This window comes from Acinetobacter sp. ABJ-A23_2, assembly GCF_044538765.1.
Lineage (GTDB): Bacteria > Pseudomonadota > Gammaproteobacteria > Pseudomonadales > Moraxellaceae > Acinetobacter > Acinetobacter nosocomialis_A.
The window spans coordinates 43,780-61,737 of the sequence record NZ_JBIUCP010000012.1; the positions used below are offsets into that span (position 1 = coordinate 43,780).

At 40.3% G+C, this 17,958-nt stretch carries 17 protein-coding genes; 13 read left to right on the top strand and 4 right to left on the bottom strand.

The genetic code is table 11. The features are described 5' to 3' along the window. The first annotated feature begins 189 nt into the window (after positions 1 to 189). The 6 genes from ACH63V_RS06365 (at position 190) to recJ (ending at position 6,901) form a co-directional block, all read left to right on the top strand. Entirely contained in the window at positions 190 to 987 is a 798-nt protein-coding gene (locus ACH63V_RS06365; RefSeq protein ID WP_263614816.1) for an MBL fold metallo-hydrolase, read from the top strand. Positions 988 to 1,079: 92 nt separating this feature from the next. Next, entirely contained in the window at positions 1,080 to 1,445 is a 366-nt protein-coding gene (locus ACH63V_RS06370) for a YkgJ family cysteine cluster protein (RefSeq protein ID WP_396463018.1), read from the top strand. A gap of 135 nt (positions 1,446 to 1,580) precedes the next feature. Next, positions 1,581 to 3,047 (top strand): IMP dehydrogenase, encoded by a 1,467-nt coding sequence (gene guaB / locus ACH63V_RS06375; RefSeq protein ID WP_311069946.1) that lies wholly within the window; start codon positions 1,581 to 1,583, stop codon positions 3,045 to 3,047. 148 nt (positions 3,048 to 3,195) lie between these two features. Continuing rightward, complete coding sequence (glmM, locus tag ACH63V_RS06380) at positions 3,196 to 4,533, top strand: phosphoglucosamine mutase (protein ID WP_396463019.1); 1,338 nt, start codon at positions 3,196 to 3,198, stop codon at positions 4,531 to 4,533. A 10-nt stretch (positions 4,534 to 4,543) separates the two neighbouring features. Beyond that, positions 4,544 to 5,200, top strand: coding sequence for a pyridoxamine 5'-phosphate oxidase (pdxH, locus tag ACH63V_RS06385; RefSeq protein WP_039251890.1), 657 nt, complete (start codon positions 4,544 to 4,546; stop codon positions 5,198 to 5,200). Beyond that, entirely contained in the window at positions 5,201 to 6,901 is a 1,701-nt protein-coding gene (gene recJ / locus ACH63V_RS06390; RefSeq protein ID WP_396463020.1) for a single-stranded-DNA-specific exonuclease RecJ, read from the top strand. Between the two features lie 45 nt (positions 6,902 to 6,946). Here the strand turns inward: recJ and ACH63V_RS06395 are convergent, their stop codons facing one another. Then, entirely contained in the window at positions 6,947 to 7,714 is a 768-nt protein-coding gene (locus tag ACH63V_RS06395) for a putative porin (RefSeq protein ID WP_311069944.1), read from the bottom strand. Positions 7,715 to 8,105: 391 nt separating this feature from the next. On the opposite strand from ACH63V_RS06395, the gene prfB reads away from it, so the two are divergent. The 5 genes from prfB to ACH63V_RS06420 all read left to right on the top strand — a co-directional run bounded on the left by prfB (position 8,106) and on the right by ACH63V_RS06420 (position 12,955). Continuing rightward, positions 8,106 to 9,201 (top strand): peptide chain release factor 2 gene (gene prfB / locus ACH63V_RS06400; RefSeq protein ID WP_099143691.1). Its coding sequence is split into 2 segments (ribosomal slippage): positions 8,106 to 8,177 and positions 8,179 to 9,201, totalling 1,095 coding nucleotides; the frame shifts between segments, so codons are not numbered across the junction. Between the two features lie 199 nt (positions 9,202 to 9,400). Then, a complete protein-coding gene (locus ACH63V_RS06405; protein ID WP_002053977.1) occupies positions 9,401 to 9,703 on the top strand; it encodes a helix-turn-helix transcriptional regulator in 303 nt (100 codons plus the stop codon). Positions 9,704 to 9,731: 28 nt separating this feature from the next. Beyond that, positions 9,732 to 10,790, top strand: a complete 1,059-nt coding sequence (locus ACH63V_RS06410; protein WP_396463021.1) for an alkene reductase — start codon at positions 9,732 to 9,734, stop codon at positions 10,788 to 10,790. A 168-nt stretch (positions 10,791 to 10,958) separates the two neighbouring features. Further along, positions 10,959 to 12,251 (top strand): 3-deoxy-D-manno-octulosonic acid transferase, encoded by a 1,293-nt coding sequence (locus ACH63V_RS06415; RefSeq protein WP_396463022.1) that lies wholly within the window; start codon positions 10,959 to 10,961, stop codon positions 12,249 to 12,251. Next, positions 12,248 to 12,955 carry a 16S rRNA (uracil(1498)-N(3))-methyltransferase gene (locus ACH63V_RS06420; RefSeq protein ID WP_396463023.1) on the top strand — a complete coding sequence of 236 codons (708 nt, stop codon included), beginning with the start codon at positions 12,248 to 12,250 and terminating at the stop codon, positions 12,953 to 12,955. The genes ACH63V_RS06415 and ACH63V_RS06420 overlap by 4 nt, the downstream gene beginning before the upstream one ends. Here the strand turns inward: ACH63V_RS06420 and ACH63V_RS06425 are convergent. Beyond that, the gene (locus tag ACH63V_RS06425) at positions 12,944 to 13,915 is read right to left on the bottom strand and encodes a mechanosensitive ion channel family protein (RefSeq protein WP_004704965.1); all 972 of its coding nucleotides are present in this window, start codon (positions 13,913 to 13,915) and stop codon (positions 12,944 to 12,946) included. The genes ACH63V_RS06420 and ACH63V_RS06425 overlap by 12 nt on opposite strands. 114 nt (positions 13,916 to 14,029) lie before the next feature. Then, complete coding sequence (locus ACH63V_RS06430; protein ID WP_396463024.1) at positions 14,030 to 14,605, bottom strand: DUF805 domain-containing protein; 576 nt, start codon at positions 14,603 to 14,605, stop codon at positions 14,030 to 14,032. A gap of 294 nt (positions 14,606 to 14,899) precedes the next feature. On the opposite strand from ACH63V_RS06430, the gene acs reads away from it, so the two are divergent. After that, on the top strand, positions 14,900 to 16,849 hold the full coding sequence (acs, locus tag ACH63V_RS06435) for an acetate--CoA ligase (RefSeq protein WP_396463025.1): 1,950 nt from the start codon (positions 14,900 to 14,902) through the stop codon (positions 16,847 to 16,849). A gap of 46 nt (positions 16,850 to 16,895) precedes the next feature. On the opposite strand, the gene ACH63V_RS06440 is transcribed toward acs, so the two are convergent. After that, positions 16,896 to 17,438, bottom strand: a complete 543-nt coding sequence (locus tag ACH63V_RS06440) for a cysteine hydrolase family protein (RefSeq protein WP_396463026.1) — start codon at positions 17,436 to 17,438, stop codon at positions 16,896 to 16,898. Between the two features lie 105 nt (positions 17,439 to 17,543). Between ACH63V_RS06440 and ACH63V_RS06445 the strand changes: the two genes are divergently transcribed. Next, complete coding sequence (locus ACH63V_RS06445) at positions 17,544 to 17,957, top strand: Lrp/AsnC family transcriptional regulator (protein ID WP_022576051.1); 414 nt, start codon at positions 17,544 to 17,546, stop codon at positions 17,955 to 17,957. The last annotated feature ends 1 nt before the right edge of the window (position 17,958 follow it).

A 17,958-nucleotide genomic window follows, 5' to 3' on the forward strand; every position in this document is an offset into this window, starting at 1 on the left:
CTGTTTATTTAAGGAGATGCTAGAGGGTTGCTCAATTTATTGATGATTCATTTATAGAATAAGAAAAGTAAAATCAATTTTAAAATATTATGAGAAATATCAATCAATTCATTGCAAGTGCTTTAGAATCCCTTTATTTTAGTAGGGATATAAAAATATCTAATATTTAAAGTTTTTTTGGGGAATTGTATGGGGTTTGAAAAAACAACATCGCAGATACTATTTGATAATGGCGTACATAAATGTATTAGTTTTACCAGTTTGGTGAAAGGGGAAGGCATACAAGCCAATCAATTTTTAATTATTGATCATGAAAGGGCAGCTGTTATTGATCCAGGTGGTGACTTGACCTATGTTCCATTGACGATGGAACTTAATAAATATACTCGTCTTAAAAATCTGGACTATGTAATCGCTTCACATCAAGACCCAGATATTATTACTTCAATGCCTCGTTGGTTGGTTTATACCGATGCTAAAGTGGTTGCCTCTAAATTATGGGCGCGATTTTTACCTCACTTAAATTCATCATTTATGAGTGAGCGTATGAAAGGAAATTGGGAAGACCGTCTCATTGAGTTGCCAGATCGTGGTCAAGTGATTCAATTGGGTGAATCAAAGCTTGTCATGGTTCCGGCACATTTTCTACATTCGGTGGGTAATTTTCAGTTTTATGATCCAGTTGCCAAAATTTTATTTTCTGGTGATATGGGGGCTTCTATTGTTGAAGATGCAAGTCAGCCTCTCAAAGATTTCGATGCCCATGTGCTGAAAATGAAAGCTTTTCACCAACGTTATATGTGTTCCAATAAAGTCATCCGTTTATGGGTCAACATGGTTCGTCAAATGGATATTGAGATGATTGTGCCTCAGCATGGGACTCCATTTATTGGCAAAGAAATGATTAACCAGTTTTTAGACTGGATTGAGACCTTGCCATGCGGTGTAGATTTAATGACTGAACAAATTTTCAGCTGTCCAACATAAAAAAATTAAGTTCAATATCTTGAGTCCAATTTGAAATTTTTTTAGGATTTTGCGTCACAGAAAAATTTTTGATGACGAGAATTTGAATAAAAATGTTATCTCAAGTTGCGACTCCAGATGAGTGCCTTCGCTGTGGGGCATGTTGTGCACATTTTCGGGTTTCATTTTACTGGGCTGAGGCCGAGTTCATAGATGAACATCTCGTTGAACCTTTGACACCCGTTTATTCGTGTATGCGTGGAACCAATCAGGCTCAGCCACGATGTCAGGCTTTGACGGGTGAAATTGGTAAAGAGGTGGGCTGTTCTATCTATGCTGTGCGTAGTTCTACCTGTAGAGAGGTACAGATTGCTGATGAACAGTGTAACAAAGCGCGCCTAGCCCACCAGTTGATCCCTTTAATTGAGGTAAGCCCAGCAGATTCAGAAAATGATCATGACTATGATCAGGTGAGTTAAATATGAGCTAACACGATAATAAGTGAGAAATATTTAGAGTAGGTGAATATCTATTGCTGAAAAAGGCAAAGATAATATGAAAATTGCATTGAAATTTGTTTATAATAGCTCACGGAATTTACCAGTGAGATTGTTATGCTGACCATCGTTCAAGAAGCGCTAACCTTCGATGATGTCTTATTACTTCCTGCCTACTCTACTGTTCTCCCAAAAGATGTCTCTCTAAAGACACGTTTAACTCGCGGCATTCATTTAAATATCCCATTAGTTTCAGCTGCAATGGATACAGTGACTGAGTCACGTATGGCGATTGCAATGGCGCAAAATGGTGGTATCGGGATTTTGCACAAAAACATGGATATTGCTGCTCAAGCTGCAGAAGTACGCCGTGTGAAAAAATTCGAAGCGGGTATGGTGAAAGATCCAATCACTGTAACCCCAGAAACTACAGTACGTGAACTTATTGCAATTACCGGCGCTAATAACATTAGCGGTGTACCTGTTGTTAAAGACGGCAAGGTTGTTGGTATTGTGACAGGCCGTGATACGCGTTTTGAAACTAACTTGGAACAACCTGTTAGTAACATCATGACAGGCCAAGATCGTTTGGTTACAGTGCGTGAAGGCGAGTCTAAAGAAAATATTCAAGCATTATTGCAAAAGCATCGCATTGAAAAAGTTTTGGTTGTTGGCGAAAACAACGAACTCAAAGGTTTAATTACGGTAACTGACTTCCGTAAAGCTGAGAGTTATCCAAACAGTTGTAAAGATGATCTTGGTCGTTTACGTGTTGGTGCTGCGGTAGGTACAGGCGTTGAAACACCAAGTCGTGTGGAAGCGTTGGTTGAAGCTGGTGTTGACGTTATTGTTGTTGATACAGCACACGGTCACTCTGCTGGTGTTATTGAACGTGTACGTTGGGTAAAACAAAACTTCCCTCAAGTACAAGTGATTGGCGGTAATATCGCAACTGGTGATGCTGCATTAGCATTATTAGATGCAGGCGCAGATGCTGTAAAAGTAGGTATTGGCCCTGGTTCTATCTGTACGACACGTATTGTGGCAGGTATTGGTATGCCGCAAATTTCTGCGATTGACAGCGTTGCTAATGCACTGAAAGATCAAATTCCTTTAATTGCAGATGGCGGTATCCGTTTCTCTGGCGATATGGCAAAAGCGATCGGTGCGGGCGCAAGCACAATCATGGTTGGTTCACTTCTAGCGGGTACTGAAGAAGCACCAGGTGAAGTTGAATTCTTCCAAGGCCGTTACTACAAAGCATATCGTGGTATGGGCTCATTAGGTGCAATGGCTGGAGCAACAGGTTCTGCTGACCGTTACTTCCAAGACTCAAAAGCAGGCGCTGAAAAGTTAGTACCAGAAGGAATTGAAGGTCGTGTTCCATATAAAGGCCCAATGGGTAACATTGTTCATCAAATGATGGGTGGTTTACGTTCATCTATGGGTTATACGGGTTCATCAGTGATTGAAGATCTTCGTCAAAATGCGAAATTTGTGAAAATTACTTCAGCGGGTATGTCTGAGTCACATGTCCATGATGTAACGATTACTAAAGAAGCTCCGAACTATCGTGTTGGTTAGATTTTGGTAACCAAATCAATCAAGAAAGCCGTCAGTACACTGACGGCTTTTTGTTTTTGGTGTAAAGTAAATCTAATGAAAAGAGATATGGCAGAATGGCCATATATGAAATGAGCCACGGCTGAAGTGGCGTAAAATGAGATAAGCTATGAGTTATTTTGGAACGGATGGTATTCGTGGAAAATTTGGGCAAATGCCGATTACACCAGAGTTTGCTTTAAAACTCGGGTTTGCCGCAGGGAAGGTATTAAAACGAACGAGTCCAAAAAATAAACCGCTTGTGGTATTAGGAAAAGATACTCGTTTATCTGGCTATATTTTAGAGTCTGCTTTACAGGCGGGGTTAAATGCGGCTGGTGTATATGTTCATTTGCTTGGTCCATTACCGACACCGGCAATTGCACATCTTACCCGTGCCTTACATGCCCATGCAGGCATTGTTATTTCTGCATCACATAACCCATATTTTGATAACGGGATTAAATTTTTCTCAAGTGAAGGTAAAAAATTACCAGATTCATTGCAGGAAGAAATTAATAAAGAATTAGAAAAAGATTTATTTATTGAAGACACTGCAAACTTAGGTAAAAGTGTTCGTGTGACCGATGCCAATGGCCGTTACATCGAATTTTGTAAATCTACATTCCCATATCACTTCGATTTAAATAATTTAAAAATTGTTGTGGATTGTGCACATGGTGCAGCTTATAGCGTTGGGCCTTCAGTTTTCCGTGAGTTAGGTGCCAAAGTTGTGGCTCTCTACAACGAACCAGATGGTTTAAATATTAATGAAAACTGTGGTTCTACGCATCCAGAAAGCTTACAAAAAGCAGTGGTTGAACAAGAAGCCGATTTAGGAATTGCCTTTGATGGTGATGCTGACCGTGTCGTAATGGTTGATAAGTTTGGTAACTTAATTGATGGTGACCATATCTTATATATTTTAGCGACTCAGGCGAAAAATAAGCCAGTAGGTATTGTTGGTACAGTCATGAGTAATATGGCACTTGAAGTGGCACTTGAAAAAGCAAATGTTGGCTTTGTTCGTGCAAAAGTTGGTGACCGCTATGTATTACAAGCATTAGATGAAAATGGATGGGTTACAGGTGGTGAGCCATCTGGTCATATTTTAACGTTAGACAAGAGCACAACAGGTGATGCGATTATTGCAGCACTTCAAGTGTTAACGGTCATGGTTGAGCAGAATAAAGCGCTCCATGAATTGGTTCAGGGCTTTAAATTATTCCCGCAAGTACTTGTAAATATACGTTTAGAACAAATGCTTGATCCATACTCTATTCCGGCATTAGTGACTGAGTTCAATAAAGCAGAAGAGCAACTTAAAGGTCGTGGACGTATTTTAGTTCGTAAGTCTGGAACTGAGCCGGTCATTCGCGTCATGGTTGAAGGTGATGACGAACAAGAAGTGAATGCTTTGGCTGAACATTTAGCAAATGCAGTCCGTTCACAAGCACAAGTCGCATAAGGTGTATGGCATGAGTGATGTCATTAAAGACTTAAGTGAATTACGCTTAAGCTATGAACAAGGTGAATTGTACGAGACACAAGTAGCTAGCAATCCACATGAGCAATTCTTAGGTTGGTTTAATCATGCCTTAGCTGCTAACTTGCACGAACCATATGCGATGTCGTTGGCCACAGCAAGTGCTAACGGTCGTCCGCATGTCAGAACTGTATTGTTACGTGGTGCGACAGAAGCAGGGTATGATTTCTATACCAACTATGACAGCCAGAAAGGGGCAGATTTGGCAGAAAATCCATATGCTGAGCTGTTATTTTATTGGCCAAGTCTAGAGCGTCAGGTACGTGTGGGCGGGCATGTAGTAAAAATTCCTGAACAGGAATCTACTGACTATTACCATAAACGTCCACGCGATAGCCAGATTGCAGCTCATATCAGTACGCCTCAAAGCGGAAAGATCGAAAGTCGAGAGTTGTTACAGCAGCGTTTCCAAGACTTGCAACAACAAGTTCAAAGCCGTGAAGTACTCGATAAGCCAGAATTTTGGGGCGGATATCGTCTGCAACCAGACTATTATGAATTCTGGCAAGGGCGACCAAATCGTTTACATGACCGCTTGAGTTATGAAAAAATCGACGGTCAATGGACATTGCACCGACTGATGCCTTAAATGACAAAAATACAAATTAAACAAAGACCTTTATTGACACGCCCTGAACAGTTTCAGGGCGTGCCTCCGTTTATTGCCGAGATTTTGGCAAGACGTGGAGTGCAGTCTGAACAAGAACTAGAGCTAAAACTTAAGAATCTGCTTGCTCCAGAGCTCAAAGGATTGGATGCTGCTGTCGCATTAATGGATCAAACCATTGATGAACAGAAAAAAATTGTGGTTGTGGGGGACTATGATGCTGATGGCGCAACCAGCACAGCTTTAATGATGCTCGTGCTTCGCGACATGGGAGCACAAGTCGACTATTTGGTTCCAGACCGATTTAAATATGGTTATGGTCTTACTCCAGCCATTGCTGAGCTTGCTCATCAAACTTATCAACCCGATCTATTAATTACAGTAGATAATGGAATTTCCAGCCATGCTGGTGTTGATGCAGCACATGCCTTAGGCATGCAAGTAATTATTACCGATCATCATTTAACGACTAAAGAAACCCCGCTTGCTGAAGCGGTGGTGAACCCAAATCAATTAGGCTGTGAGTTTCCAAGTAAAGCACTTGCCGGTGTTGGTGTTGCCTTCTATGTGCTTGCCAATTTAGCGAGTCTACGTAATAGACAAGGCAAAAGCACAAGCAAAGTCACTCAATATCTAGATTTAGTCGCTTTGGGAACTTATGCAGATGTGGCTGTTCTAGATTATAACAACCGTATATTGGTCGATGCGGGCGTAAAACGCATTCAGCAACATCAGTGTCGAGTTGGAATTTTAGCCTTACTGGATATTGCTGGTCGTGAAGCAACTTCAATACGTGCGCAAGATTTAGGATTTGTGCTTGGGCCACGCATTAATGCAGCAGGGCGCATGGAGAGCATGCGCATCGGAATCGAGTGTTTATTAGCAGAGACGATGGAAACTGCATATCCGATTGCTCAGCAATTAAATCAGTTAAATATAGATCGCCGCCAAATTGAAGGGGAGATGAAGCAACAAGCTTTATCTGCTTTAGATAATTTGCAACTTTCACAGCAAGATATTCCTGCGGCGCTTGTTCTATTTGAAGAAAATTGGCACCAAGGCGTCATTGGTATAGTCGCGGGCCGTCTAAAAGAACAGTTCCATCGGCCTACAATTGTTTTTGCACCCGATGAAGATGGTATTCATATTAAAGGTTCAGCGCGTTCAATTGATGGTGTCCACATTCGAGATACCATTGAACAAGTTGCCGAACAACATCCTGAATTGGTGAGCCATTTTGGTGGGCATGCGGCGGCAGCGGGCTTGACTATACGTAAAGAAAACTTTGAAGCCTTTAAAACGGTATTTAATGATTGTGTCGCTGCGATGGATGAATCAATCTTTCAAGCGACTTTATGGACCGATGGTGAGTTACCTGTCTCTGCTTTGCAGTTAGATACCTTAAACTGGATTGAGCAGTTAGGCCCGTGGGGACAAAAATTTCCACTGCCTCAATTTGAAGGATATTTTAAAGTTATCGATTTCCGTTGGCTCAAAGAGACACACTTAAAACTTAGACTAGCGATAGATCAATACAGTTTCGATGCAATTGCTTTTAACGCAGCAGGCCGCTTCGAGTTTGATCCAATGCGTGACCATGTACATTTGGTCTATGAAATAGACCGTAATGTTTTTAATGGCAATGTGAGCTTACAGCTGCGAATTGTGCATTTAAATCAATAAAAAAAATCCGCTCAATTGAGCGGATTTTTTTTAATCTAGGTAAGATTAGAAGCGGTATGCTGCACGAACACCATAAGTGTTGTCGTTATCACCGAAACCAATACGACCTTCAAGACTTACTTGCTGATTCAAGAATTTTTTAGCATTAATGCCCCATTCGTCTTTATCAGTTAAGTCATTGTTGTAGTAGTCCACACCTAAACTTAAAGTTTTATCGATGTAGTAGTCACCACGAACTTTATATTCGTCAAGGTCACCAAATGCGCCATAAGCTTCAAGGTTTACGTCATGTTGACCAACTTGAGTTACGTATTTCGCACGAACGGTAGGGTCTGCGCCATCTTTACCGTCTTTTTCGTCATAACCTTTAACACCTAAAGCAAGCAACAAACCTGGTGCTGGTAAGTAACCTACCTCAGCAGCATAAGTAGTTACTTTGCTGTCAATATTGGTGTTGTCGACTTCACGCTCATTTCGACCTACATCACCGCTAAGGTAGAAGTCAGTGTTAGGAACATAATATTCAACACCTACGCCATATTGAGTATCTTTAGTACCGCTATTATCGCCATAGTTAACGTGTGCGTTAACGTTGCTTGCACGGTTTAAGAATGCTGCTTCAGCAAGCGGTGAATTACGTGTTTGAACAGGGTTGAAATAATAAGTCCCATCAACACCGAATTTGCTTACGCTGCTGCCGTTATCTGGATCAAGATAAGTGTAAGAACCACCAACTTCAGCTTGGTAAGCGTTTGCTGCGCCACTTACTGCAAGCGCAGATAAAAGAGCTGATGCAATTGCTAGTTTTTTCATGGAATCTCTCCCCTCTAAAAACGATTTTATAAATGTTTTGTTACAACTTTTAGTCTAGAGCAAAATCATTTACCGTCAATCTTGCACAAGTAACCGTACTGTAACCATGTGCTTTTTTTGTAAATATATTTAATTTAAGTATTTGATTTTTAAATATAAAAACATAATGTTTTATTTTATTAAAATTGAGGAGATTTTGTGTAGAAACTCAAAAATGCTGGAAAAGTACCCAATTTTGTATGGGGATGTTACGAGTAAAGCTTAAAATCTTCTGAAAGAAATAAAAAACTTTTAAATTGAAAATATGAGTTAAAGATTAAAGCAGGTTCGAAGATAACCATAGCTATGATAAAATATTCGACTGTTTATCTGTTTTTATGGGAACACTCGCGTGGAAATTAATCCTTATCTAAACCAATTGAAAGACTTAACTGATCGTAGCCAAACACTACGGGGGTATCTTTGACTACGATCTGAAAAAAGAGCGTTTAGAAGAAGTTTTACGTGAGTTAGAAGACCCTGCGATCTGGAATGATCAAAACCGTGCTCAGGCAATGGCAAAAGAAAAGGGCGAACTAGAAAACGTTATTAATGTATTAGATGGCTTGTCTACACAGCTTGAAGATGCCAAAGCAATGCTCGATTTAGCTGTTGAAGCTGATGATGAAAGCTTGCTGGTAGATGTCCAATCTGAGCTTGGCGCTGCCGAAGAAGAATTAGCAAAACTTGAATTCCGCCGTATGTTTAGCAACCCAATGGATCCGAATCCTTGCTATGTCGAGATTCAAGCAGGTTCAGGTGGTACAGAAGCACAAGATTGGGCTTCAATGTTATTACGTATGTATATGCGCTGGATTGAACGTCACGGTTTTAAAGCAGAACTTATGGAAGTATCTGATGGTGACGTAGCAGGGATTAAATCTGCCACGATTCGTGTTGAAGGTGAATATGCATATGGCTGGTTACGTACGGAATCTGGTGTACACCGTTTAGTGCGTAAATCACCATTCGACAGTGGTAACCGCCGTCATACTTCATTCTCTGCGGTGTTTATTTCACCGGAAGTTGATGACAATATCGAAATTGATATTAATCCTTCTGATGTTCGTACTGATACTTACCGTGCATCTGGTGCAGGTGGTCAGCACATTAACAAAACAGATTCAGCAGTTCGTTTGACACACATCCCATCTGGTATTGTGGTTGCGTGTCAAAACCAGCGTTCACAACATGCGAACCGTGATCATGCATGGAAACAGTTACGTGCAAAATTGTATGAACTAGAAATGCAAAAACGCAATGAAGCCGCTCAAGCGCTTGAAGACTCGAAGTCTGATATTGGTTGGGGTAGCCAAATTCGTTCTTATGTACTTGATGACTCTCGTATTAAGGACTTACGTACAGGTGTTGAAAACTCAAATACTGGTGCAGTTCTTGATGGTGACCTTGATCGTTTCATTGAAGCGAGTTTAAAGCAGGGGTTATAAGAGTCTTTTGAACTTTTAGTTCTCTAAAACTCTTAAATTTTTAGCGATTAAAACGGCAAAGCAGTTCAGTGATCGGAAGTTAATCGGAAAAATACGATATGAATATCGAAAAAAATGGATATGAATATCGAGAAAATGCGATATTATGTTTTCGAAATGCTGAACAAAGCTTTGTTCGTTTAAAAGACGTGTTGAGCCTATGGATATTGATGCAATTAGCAAAGCCCTAGCCAATCCTCTGCGTCGGCAGATTCTGCAATGGTTAAAAGAACCTGCGCATTATTTACCGGTAGAAGAGTGTGGTGGTAGTTTTGAAAAAGGGGTTTGCGCAGGTCATATTGAACGTTTGGGTAAAGTAGCTCAGTCTACAATGTCCAATCATTTGTCTGTATTACAGCAGGCCGGTCTCATTCAGGTCCAGAAATATGGACAATGGTCTTATTTTTCACGTAACGAAGCTTTGATTCAGCAGTATATCGAACATTTAAAACAAACACTTTAAAACAAATAAAGTGTAAGTCGAGGCGATCATGGCTGAACTCAATACTCCCTTAACAGTTGGTGATTTTGAAATTAAAAATCGACTGGTAATGGCCCCATTAACACGTGCACGTAGTGGCGAAAGCCGTGTTCCAAACGACTTAATGGTGGAATATTATCAGCAACGTGCAAATGCTGGTCTTATTCTCACTGAAGCAACAGTGATTGGTTCAAAAACTGTGGGTTATGCAGACACTCCTGGACTATGGTCACAAGAGCAGGCACAAGCGTGGAACAAGATTATTGAAGCAGTTCATGCGCAAGGTTCAAAAATTGTAGTTCAACTTTGGCATGTAGGCCGTATATCAGATCCTGAACTTTTGGATGGCGATATTCCTGTTGCACCAAGTGCGATTCAACCTGCGGGTGAAGTGAGTTTATTACGTCCTAAGCGCCCATATGTAAAACCACGTGCGCTTTCTATTGAAGAAATTCAAGAAGTTGTAGCTCAATATAAGCATTCAGCAGAACTAGCTAAAGCAGCTGGTTTTGATGGTGTTGAATTACATGCTGCAAATGGTTATTTAATTGACCAGTTCCTTCAAAGTAATACCAACCAACGTGATGATGAGTATGGTGGTCCGGTTGAAAACCGCGCTCGTTTATTATTAGAAGTGGTTGATGCCTTTATTGAAGTGTGGGGCGCTGGCCGAGTAGGTGTACATATTGCACCGCGTGGCGATTCTCATGATATGGGTGATGAAAACCCGTTAGCAACATTCGGTTATGTGGTTGAGCAATTGAGTCAACGTAAGGTAGCTTTCATTTTCTCTCGTGAATATGAAGCTGCAGATAGTATTGGTCCGCAATTACGTCAAAAATTTAATGGTGTATGGATTGCTAACGAAAACCTGACACCAGAATCAGCAAAACGTATTTTGCGTGAAGGTCAGGCAGATGCAGTATCTTTTGGTAAGGCTTATATTGCGAACCCAGATCTATTACAACGTTTAGAGCAAAGTCTACCATTAAATGAACTTCAACCAACGACTTTATATGCTAAAGGAGCTGAAGGTTATACGGACTATCCTGCTTTAGAAGCTTCATAAAATCATTATTTTATTTAAATTTATTATTTGCTGAACTTACTCTTTTGTGAGTTCAGTCAGTGACTTTTTTTGTATATGGTAGAGTTTAGGTATCGAAACTCTGCCATTTTTTTTATCTATGTTATATTTTCCCCAGTTTTTAAATTTTGACTATTTGAGGCAAACCGCTTGGCGACCCCATTTTGGTACAACACAGCACTCCATTTATTAAAACCGTTTTATCGCTGGCGGATAAAAAGACGTGCAGAAAGTCTGGAATTATATCATCAGGAATGTCTGGAAAGATTTGGGCCGTTTGAAGATCCGAAGAATGTAAAAGCCATCTGGTTTCATGCTGTTTCAGTCGGGGAAACCAATGCTGCACAGCCACTCATTGAGCACTATCTCAAACTTGGCCAGCCAGTTTTAGTGACCAATACTACAAAAACAGGTCAGGCTCGTGCCAAGTCACTTTTTTTAAAAGAACCCTATCTAGATTTATTCCAAGCGGTTTATTTGCCTGTAGACCAAAAACCGCTTTTAAAACAATTTTTCGAGTCATACCAACCGAGACTTTTAGCACTAGTTGAAACAGAGCTTTGGCCAAATTTAATCGATCAAGCCAAGTTGCAGCATGTGCCTTGTTTGTTGCTTAATGCTCGCTTATCTGAAAAGTCAGCAAAAGGTTATAGCAAAGTCTCAGGTTTAACTGCTGGTATGTTAAAGCAAATCGACTGGGTACTAGCACAAGATAGTGCAACCCGTCAGCGTTATGTCGAGCTTGGTTTAGACGAGCATAAAAGTCAGGTTGTTGGAAATATTAAGTTTGATATTCATGCGCCCGAGGCTTTTATTAAGCAAGCTGCCCAATTGCATCAGCAGTGGTATTTGGCAAATCGTCAGGTTGTGACGATTGCCAGTACACATGCACCCGAAGAACAACAAATTTTGGAGGCGCTGGCTCCTCATTTAAATTCAGATCGTGAGTTGGTATGTATAGTTGTACCGCGCCATCCTGAACGCTTCGATGAAGTATTTGAAGTTTGCCAAAATTTAAATTTAGTTACCCATCGAAGAAGTATGGGACAAAGTATTCATGCCAGCACACAGGTTTATTTGGCCGATAGCATGGGTGAGCTTTGGTTATGGTACGCCTTAAGTCAGGTTTGTTTTGTAGGTGGTTCTTTAAATGAGCCAGGTGGTGGACATAATATTTTAGAACCTATGGTTTTAAATGTACCTACAGTGGTTGGACCTCGTTATTTCAACTTTCAAACGATTGTTGATGAGTTCATTGATGAAAATGGTGTACTGATTGCTCAAGATGCACAGCAGGTCGTTGATATCTGGTTGGCTTGTCTGGCAGAACCTGAAGCCACTGAACAGTTAGTGGTACAGGCGCATAAAGTATTACAGCGTAACCAAGGTTCATTACAAAAACATATTGGGGTGATTAACCGGTATTTGGCCGAAAAACCATGAATATTGTTTTACTAGAACCTGAAGATACTCAGTCAGAAATCTGGTCGATTCATTCAAAGCGCCAGTTACAACATTTACGGGAACATCTTGATATCACGGTCGGCCAGAATCTAAAAGTTGGTATTCGTAATGGTGCGCGTTATGTCACAGAAATTATTTCGATTGATGAGCAAAAAGTTGGTGTACGCCCCATTCTTAAAGAAGCAGTACCAGCAAAACTTCCAGTTCATTTAATTGTGGCTTTACCAAGACCTAAGGTTTTACGCCGTTTAATTATGGATAGTGTGACTTTAGGTGTCGAAAAGATAAGCCTAATTCATAGTTATCGCGTTGATAAAAGCTATTGGCAAACTCCTTTTTTACAGCAAATTGATCAATACGTTACGCTTGGACTTGAACAAGCAGGCGACACCATCGTTCCTGAAGTTCAGATCTATAAACGTTTTAAACCTTTTGTCGAAGACGTTTTACCAACCCTAATTTCAGAAACATCTCCTGCCTATGTGGCTCATCCTTATGCTGAGCAGAGTATGCCAAGTAACATTGACCATGCTTGCAGTATTGTCGTGGGTCCCGAAGGTGGCTTTATTCCCTATGAAGTTGATTTACTCACAAAAAACGGCTGCCAAGCTGTGAGCTTAGGCAACCGTATTTTAAGAACAGAAACGTCTATTTCTTATATTTTAGGGCGTTTATTTAGCTGAGTTCTCCGCATTCAATGGCAAATGATTTGCAGCCATTTTTAATTCCTGAATAGGGTAAGGAATATTAATGCCATTTGCATTGAAGGCTTGTTTTACTTCGGCTTGAATAGTGCTTGTAGATGACGAAATATCTGTCTCAGTGGTATTAATCCACCAGCGTACCGTAAGGTTAACTGAGAAGTCGGCTAGAGCTGTCACGTTAACCGAGAAAGCAGGCTGACTGAGTACATTTCGGTCATTATTGAGAATATCTAAAATAATTTGTTTCGCTTTTTGCTCATCGTCGTCATAGCCAATTCCAACCACAAACTCGCAGCGTCGTTGTTGATAGGCTGTATTTACCGTTAAGGCACTTGTATAAACAGTTGCGTTTGGAATAACAATACGACGGCCATCTGGCGAGCGTAAGAAGGTTGCACGAATCTGAATATCTTCAACAGTCCCTTCAAGCGAATTCACTACAATCGAATCACCAATACGGAATGGCTCGCTTAATAAAATCAAAATACCTGAAAGTAGGTTTTGGAAAATATCTTTAAACGCAAAACCAATTGCGACCGAACCAATACCTAAGGCACTCATGAGTTGGCCTGGCGTGAACCCTGGAATCATAATGACGAGAGCAATTAAGAAACCAAAGAATAAAATTGTTGTACTGCCGACACGGTTTAAAACAAGAACCAGATTTTGGCGAGTATAAGAGCGATTTTCTAAAGTCTTACGCACAAAGAATTTAAATAATTTGGTCAGTAGCCAAAAAATAATAAAAACGGTAATCGCAATGCAAATATAAGGTACACGTTCCCAGAAACTATCTACAATTTTGTCGATAGTGGTATAGGCATCATGATATTTCTCGGTATGTGCTAAAACCGTTTGAGTGGTTTTAGTACCCGCTTCTTGCAATAGTTCGCCTGTATTTTTTGCAACATCCGTTAAGGATTTTTGTTCATCAGCCACGACAAGTCTCGATTGAATAAATTCATGAAAGCTATTTTTCAACTTCCATCATAGTAGGAGATAAAATGTGCGCCTACTATAATGAGTTCAACTAAATAATAAAGTGTTTTTTAATTAAAAGTATTGCGTTCCTTTTTGTAAGATTTGTGTTGGTGTTTCTAGGGTGTCAGTCCCAGAGAAATAATAAAAAAATCCTGCTGTGGAAATGAGACTAATTAAAATAGCTAACAAAATAAGCCAAGCCATCAGTTTTTCTATAAATGTTGAAGGTCGAGCTGGACCATATTGATTAGTGCCTGCTGTACCAGAGGCAAGCAGTAGATAGATCATGAAAAAGAACTGTACGACTGGAATAAATAGCAGCAGCCCCATCCAGCCACTTTTATTTAAATCGTGTAAGCGTCTAACAACCAGAACAATATTTAAATAAATCAAAAATAGCCAAAAAGCCCAGACTACTAAAGCACTTACGCCAGAAAGAGAACTGTAAAACTCAAAATTAAAGAGATTACTTGAGAGCTGAAAACTTCCAAGAAATGAGGCCAAAATGAAATAACATATAAGAGTGACTAAATAAATTAGGCCATAACCACCCAAATAACTCATGCGGTTAAAGCGACCATGAATTGAAAAAGGGCTGTCTTTAAATGGAAGTTGTGGTGGACGTGAAGAGGGCGTTTCGGCAAACATATTATTTTATTCCTGTGCTGCGTCTAAAAGCTAAAATAATCTTTGTTGATGGTCAAAACCATCAAAACTTAAAAAAATTATAAAAGTAAAAGCTATAGACAAATGTTTTAAATCAACTTAATTTTATAAAAATATTCACAATTTCGTATGCTTGAGTAAGTGGTTGATATATGACCAAAGTCGGATTGTCTTGGCTTTGAAAGAGTCATCATACTGAAAAGGCATACAAATAAGATCCAGTAAAATAATAGCCACAGTCTCGAGATGGGATGCACAAGATCAAGGAAGTTGCGTATGAATGAGATCTATCCAGTACCAGAGGAATTTAAAAAAACAGCTCGTACTGTTGAAGCAGACTACTTTAAACGTTATCAACACTCTATCGAGAACCCAGATGAATTCTGGGCAGAGCAAGCTAAAATTGTCGATTGGATAAAGCCATTTACCCAAGTTAAAAATACCAGTTTTGACAAAGACAATTTCAAGATTGAATGGTTTGCTGATGGTGAGTTGAACGTATCAGCAAACTGCTTGGACAGGCATCTTAAAGAACACCCTCATAAACCTGCAATTATTTGGGAAGGGGACCATCCTTCTCGTCATAAAATCGTTTCTTATAAAGAATTACACGATGAAGTCTGCCGCTTTGCCAACGTTTTAAAGAAATATGGCATTGGTAAAGGTGACCGCGTTGTACTTTATATGCCAATGGTGACAGAAGCTGCAATTGCCATGTTGGCCTGTGCACGTATTGGTGCGGTGCACTGCGTGGTGTTTGGTGGGTTCTCACCAGATTCTTTAGCAAGTCGTATTGAAGACAGCCAAGCTAAACTGGTGATTACCGCAGACTCAAGCTTACGTGCTGGCAAACTATTACCCCTGAAAGAAAATGTCGATTTGGCTTTAGCATTGCCGGGTACCGAGTGCGTTGAAAACGTAATTGTGGTTTACCGTAATGCAAACCCGATTGAAATGAAGCAGGGACGTGATTTGTGGTATCACCTCATTATTATGGAGGTAGATGCAAACTGTCCTCCAGAACCAATGAAGGCAGAAGATCCATTATTTATTCTTTATACCTCAGGCTCAACAGGTAAACCGAAAGGGGTGTTGCATACCACAGGCGGTTATCTGGTTTATGTAACCAGTACTTTTAAAGAAGTATTTGATTTAAAACAAGACGATGTGTATTGGTGTACAGCCGATATTGGTTGGATTACAGGACATAGTTATCTGATTTATGGTCCGTTGGCAAATGGTACGACCACCTTAATGTTCGAAGGTGTACCTCAATATCCAACATGGGCACGTCTTGGTCATGTGGTCGATAAACATAAAGTCTCTATTCTATATACAGCGCCAACCGCGATTCGTGCCATGATGCGAGAAGGCGATTCGTATGTACGTGAAAGTAACCGTAGTAGCCTGCGTTTGTTAGGTTCAGTGGGTGAACCTATTAATCCTGAAGCTTGGAACTGGTACTACAACGTTGTTGGTGAAGGCCGTTGCCCGATTGTTGATACATGGTGGCAAACTGAAACAGGTGGTATTTTGATTGCGCCATTACCGGGTGCAACGGCATTAAAACCGGGTTCGGCAACGCGTCCGTTATTTGGTATTCAACCCGCCATTGTAGATGGTGAAGGTAATGAGCTAGAGGGTGCGGCTGAAGGTAATCTTGTAATTAAAGATTCATGGCCGGGTCAGATGCGTACCATTTGGGGCGACCCAGATCGCTTTATTGAAGCTTACTTCTCGACCTTTAAAAATACTTATTTTACAGGTGATGGCGCCCGCCGTGATGAAGATGGTTATTACTGGATTACAGGCCGTGTTGACGATGTCTTAAACGTTTCAGGCCACCGTTTAGGTACGGCTGAAATTGAAAGTGCTCTTGTTTCGCATGAATCGGTAGCAGAAGCAGCCGTAGTAGGTATGCCGCATGATATTAAAGGTCAGGGTATTTGTACTTTTGTGACCTTACAAGCGGGTGTTCCAGAGTCGGAAGAACTGCGTAAAGAGTTAATTAACTGGGTACGTAAAGTACTCGGGCCAGTAGCTTCGCCAGATGCCCTGCACTGGGCGCCAGCATTACCAAAAACCCGTTCGGGTAAAATCATGCGCCGTATTTTAAGAAAAATTGCGGCAAATGAGCTGGATAGTTTAGGTGATACTTCTACCTTGGCTGAACCTGCTGTGGTAGATCAGTTAATCACCACGGTTTATCCCGATAAGCAAAAATAATAATCTCTAAGAAAAGCCCCATTTGGGGCTTTTTTATTAAGCTTTATTAAGCGTTTGCTAAAAAGTCAGCAGTATTTTGTACATTTGCAAACGTACTAAGCGCAGTTAAAAAAGCTGTTTGTACGTCTTCTGCTTTTGCAGTCTTTCCAGCATAGCTTAAGTCACGTGTTGCGGTAGCATCTGCAATTAAGATGGGCTGATAACCAAGTTCTTTGGCTGCACGTGTCCCTGAGTCAATACACATATGTGTCATCATGCCTGTAATCACGAGTTGCTCAATTTGATGCGCTTTTAAAAGTTCTTCTAAATTGGTCTCTAAAAAACTATTTGGATAATGCTTTGTCACGATTAATGAATTACTACCAGCACTGAGTTCAGGATGAAGTAACACTCCATCTGTATTTTCTTGAAAGAAGCTGGCTTGTGGCGGGTTAATATGCTGCACATAAATAATGGGTAAGTTTTTCTCGTTAAAATATTGTTCCAGCTGCTTTATTTTATCAAGCGCTTGATCTGGCCCAACCAACTCCATTTTGCCATTTTTAAAATAATCATTTTGAACATCGATAACTAACAGTGCTTGTTTCATGAGAACACTCTTGTTTGTATAAGATAAAACAAGGTTATTCTCTGCCCGCAAAATCGGCTATAGTCAGATGAAAGCATTACCGCCAGTTTTCTTTCGCCATGAAAAATGAATATTGAATTAGACCCGATTGATCTAAAAATTATTGCATTGCTTAAACAGGATTCTCGTCTGACAAATAAAGAAATCGGGCAGCGTGTTCACCGGACGGGGCAGGCAGTGGGTGCTCGAATTGCTCAGTTAATGGATGCTGGTGTCATCAAAAATTATACGATTGCCGTGCAATATTCGTATAAACAATTTATTCATTTACATTTAAATGAACAACGCGCTTTTGAAGAAATTGAAAATTTAGTGAAGCAATACGAACAAATCGATGAATGCTTTAAAGTCATGGGCAATGCTTGTTATATGATTGTCAGTCATTTTGAACCTGCAGCATTAAATGAATTTATTGAGGTTCTTTCAAAATGGTGCCGATATTCGGTTGAAACAGTCGTTCGAGAAGTTGAGAAACCTTAAA

Excerpts from the sequence above, each read along its gene's own strand:
- acs (WP_396463025.1), top strand. The coding sequence starts at position 14,900 with ATGAATGAGATCTATCCAGTACCAGAGGAATTTAAAAAAACAGCTCGT.
- ACH63V_RS06395 (WP_311069944.1), bottom strand. The coding sequence starts at position 7,714 with ATGAAAAAACTAGCAATTGCATCAGCTCTTTTATCTGCGCTTGCAGTA.
- recJ (WP_396463020.1), top strand. The coding sequence starts at position 5,201 with ATGACAAAAATACAAATTAAACAAAGACCTTTATTGACACGCCCTGAA.
- ACH63V_RS06445 (WP_022576051.1), top strand. The coding sequence starts at position 17,544 with ATGAATATTGAATTAGACCCGATTGATCTAAAAATTATTGCATTGCTT.
- ACH63V_RS06440 (WP_396463026.1), bottom strand. The coding sequence starts at position 17,438 with ATGAAACAAGCACTGTTAGTTATCGATGTTCAAAATGATTATTTTAAA.
- pdxH (WP_039251890.1), top strand. The coding sequence starts at position 4,544 with ATGAGTGATGTCATTAAAGACTTAAGTGAATTACGCTTAAGCTATGAA.
- ACH63V_RS06365 (WP_263614816.1), top strand. The coding sequence starts at position 190 with ATGGGGTTTGAAAAAACAACATCGCAGATACTATTTGATAATGGCGTA.
- ACH63V_RS06370 (WP_396463018.1), top strand. The coding sequence starts at position 1,080 with ATGTTATCTCAAGTTGCGACTCCAGATGAGTGCCTTCGCTGTGGGGCA.
- ACH63V_RS06410 (WP_396463021.1), top strand. The coding sequence starts at position 9,732 with ATGGCTGAACTCAATACTCCCTTAACAGTTGGTGATTTTGAAATTAAA.
- ACH63V_RS06405 (WP_002053977.1), top strand. The coding sequence starts at position 9,401 with ATGGATATTGATGCAATTAGCAAAGCCCTAGCCAATCCTCTGCGTCGG.
- guaB (WP_311069946.1), top strand. The coding sequence starts at position 1,581 with ATGCTGACCATCGTTCAAGAAGCGCTAACCTTCGATGATGTCTTATTA.
- ACH63V_RS06430 (WP_396463024.1), bottom strand. The coding sequence starts at position 14,605 with ATGTTTGCCGAAACGCCCTCTTCACGTCCACCACAACTTCCATTTAAA.
- ACH63V_RS06420 (WP_396463023.1), top strand. The coding sequence starts at position 12,248 with ATGAATATTGTTTTACTAGAACCTGAAGATACTCAGTCAGAAATCTGG.
- glmM (WP_396463019.1), top strand. The coding sequence starts at position 3,196 with ATGAGTTATTTTGGAACGGATGGTATTCGTGGAAAATTTGGGCAAATG.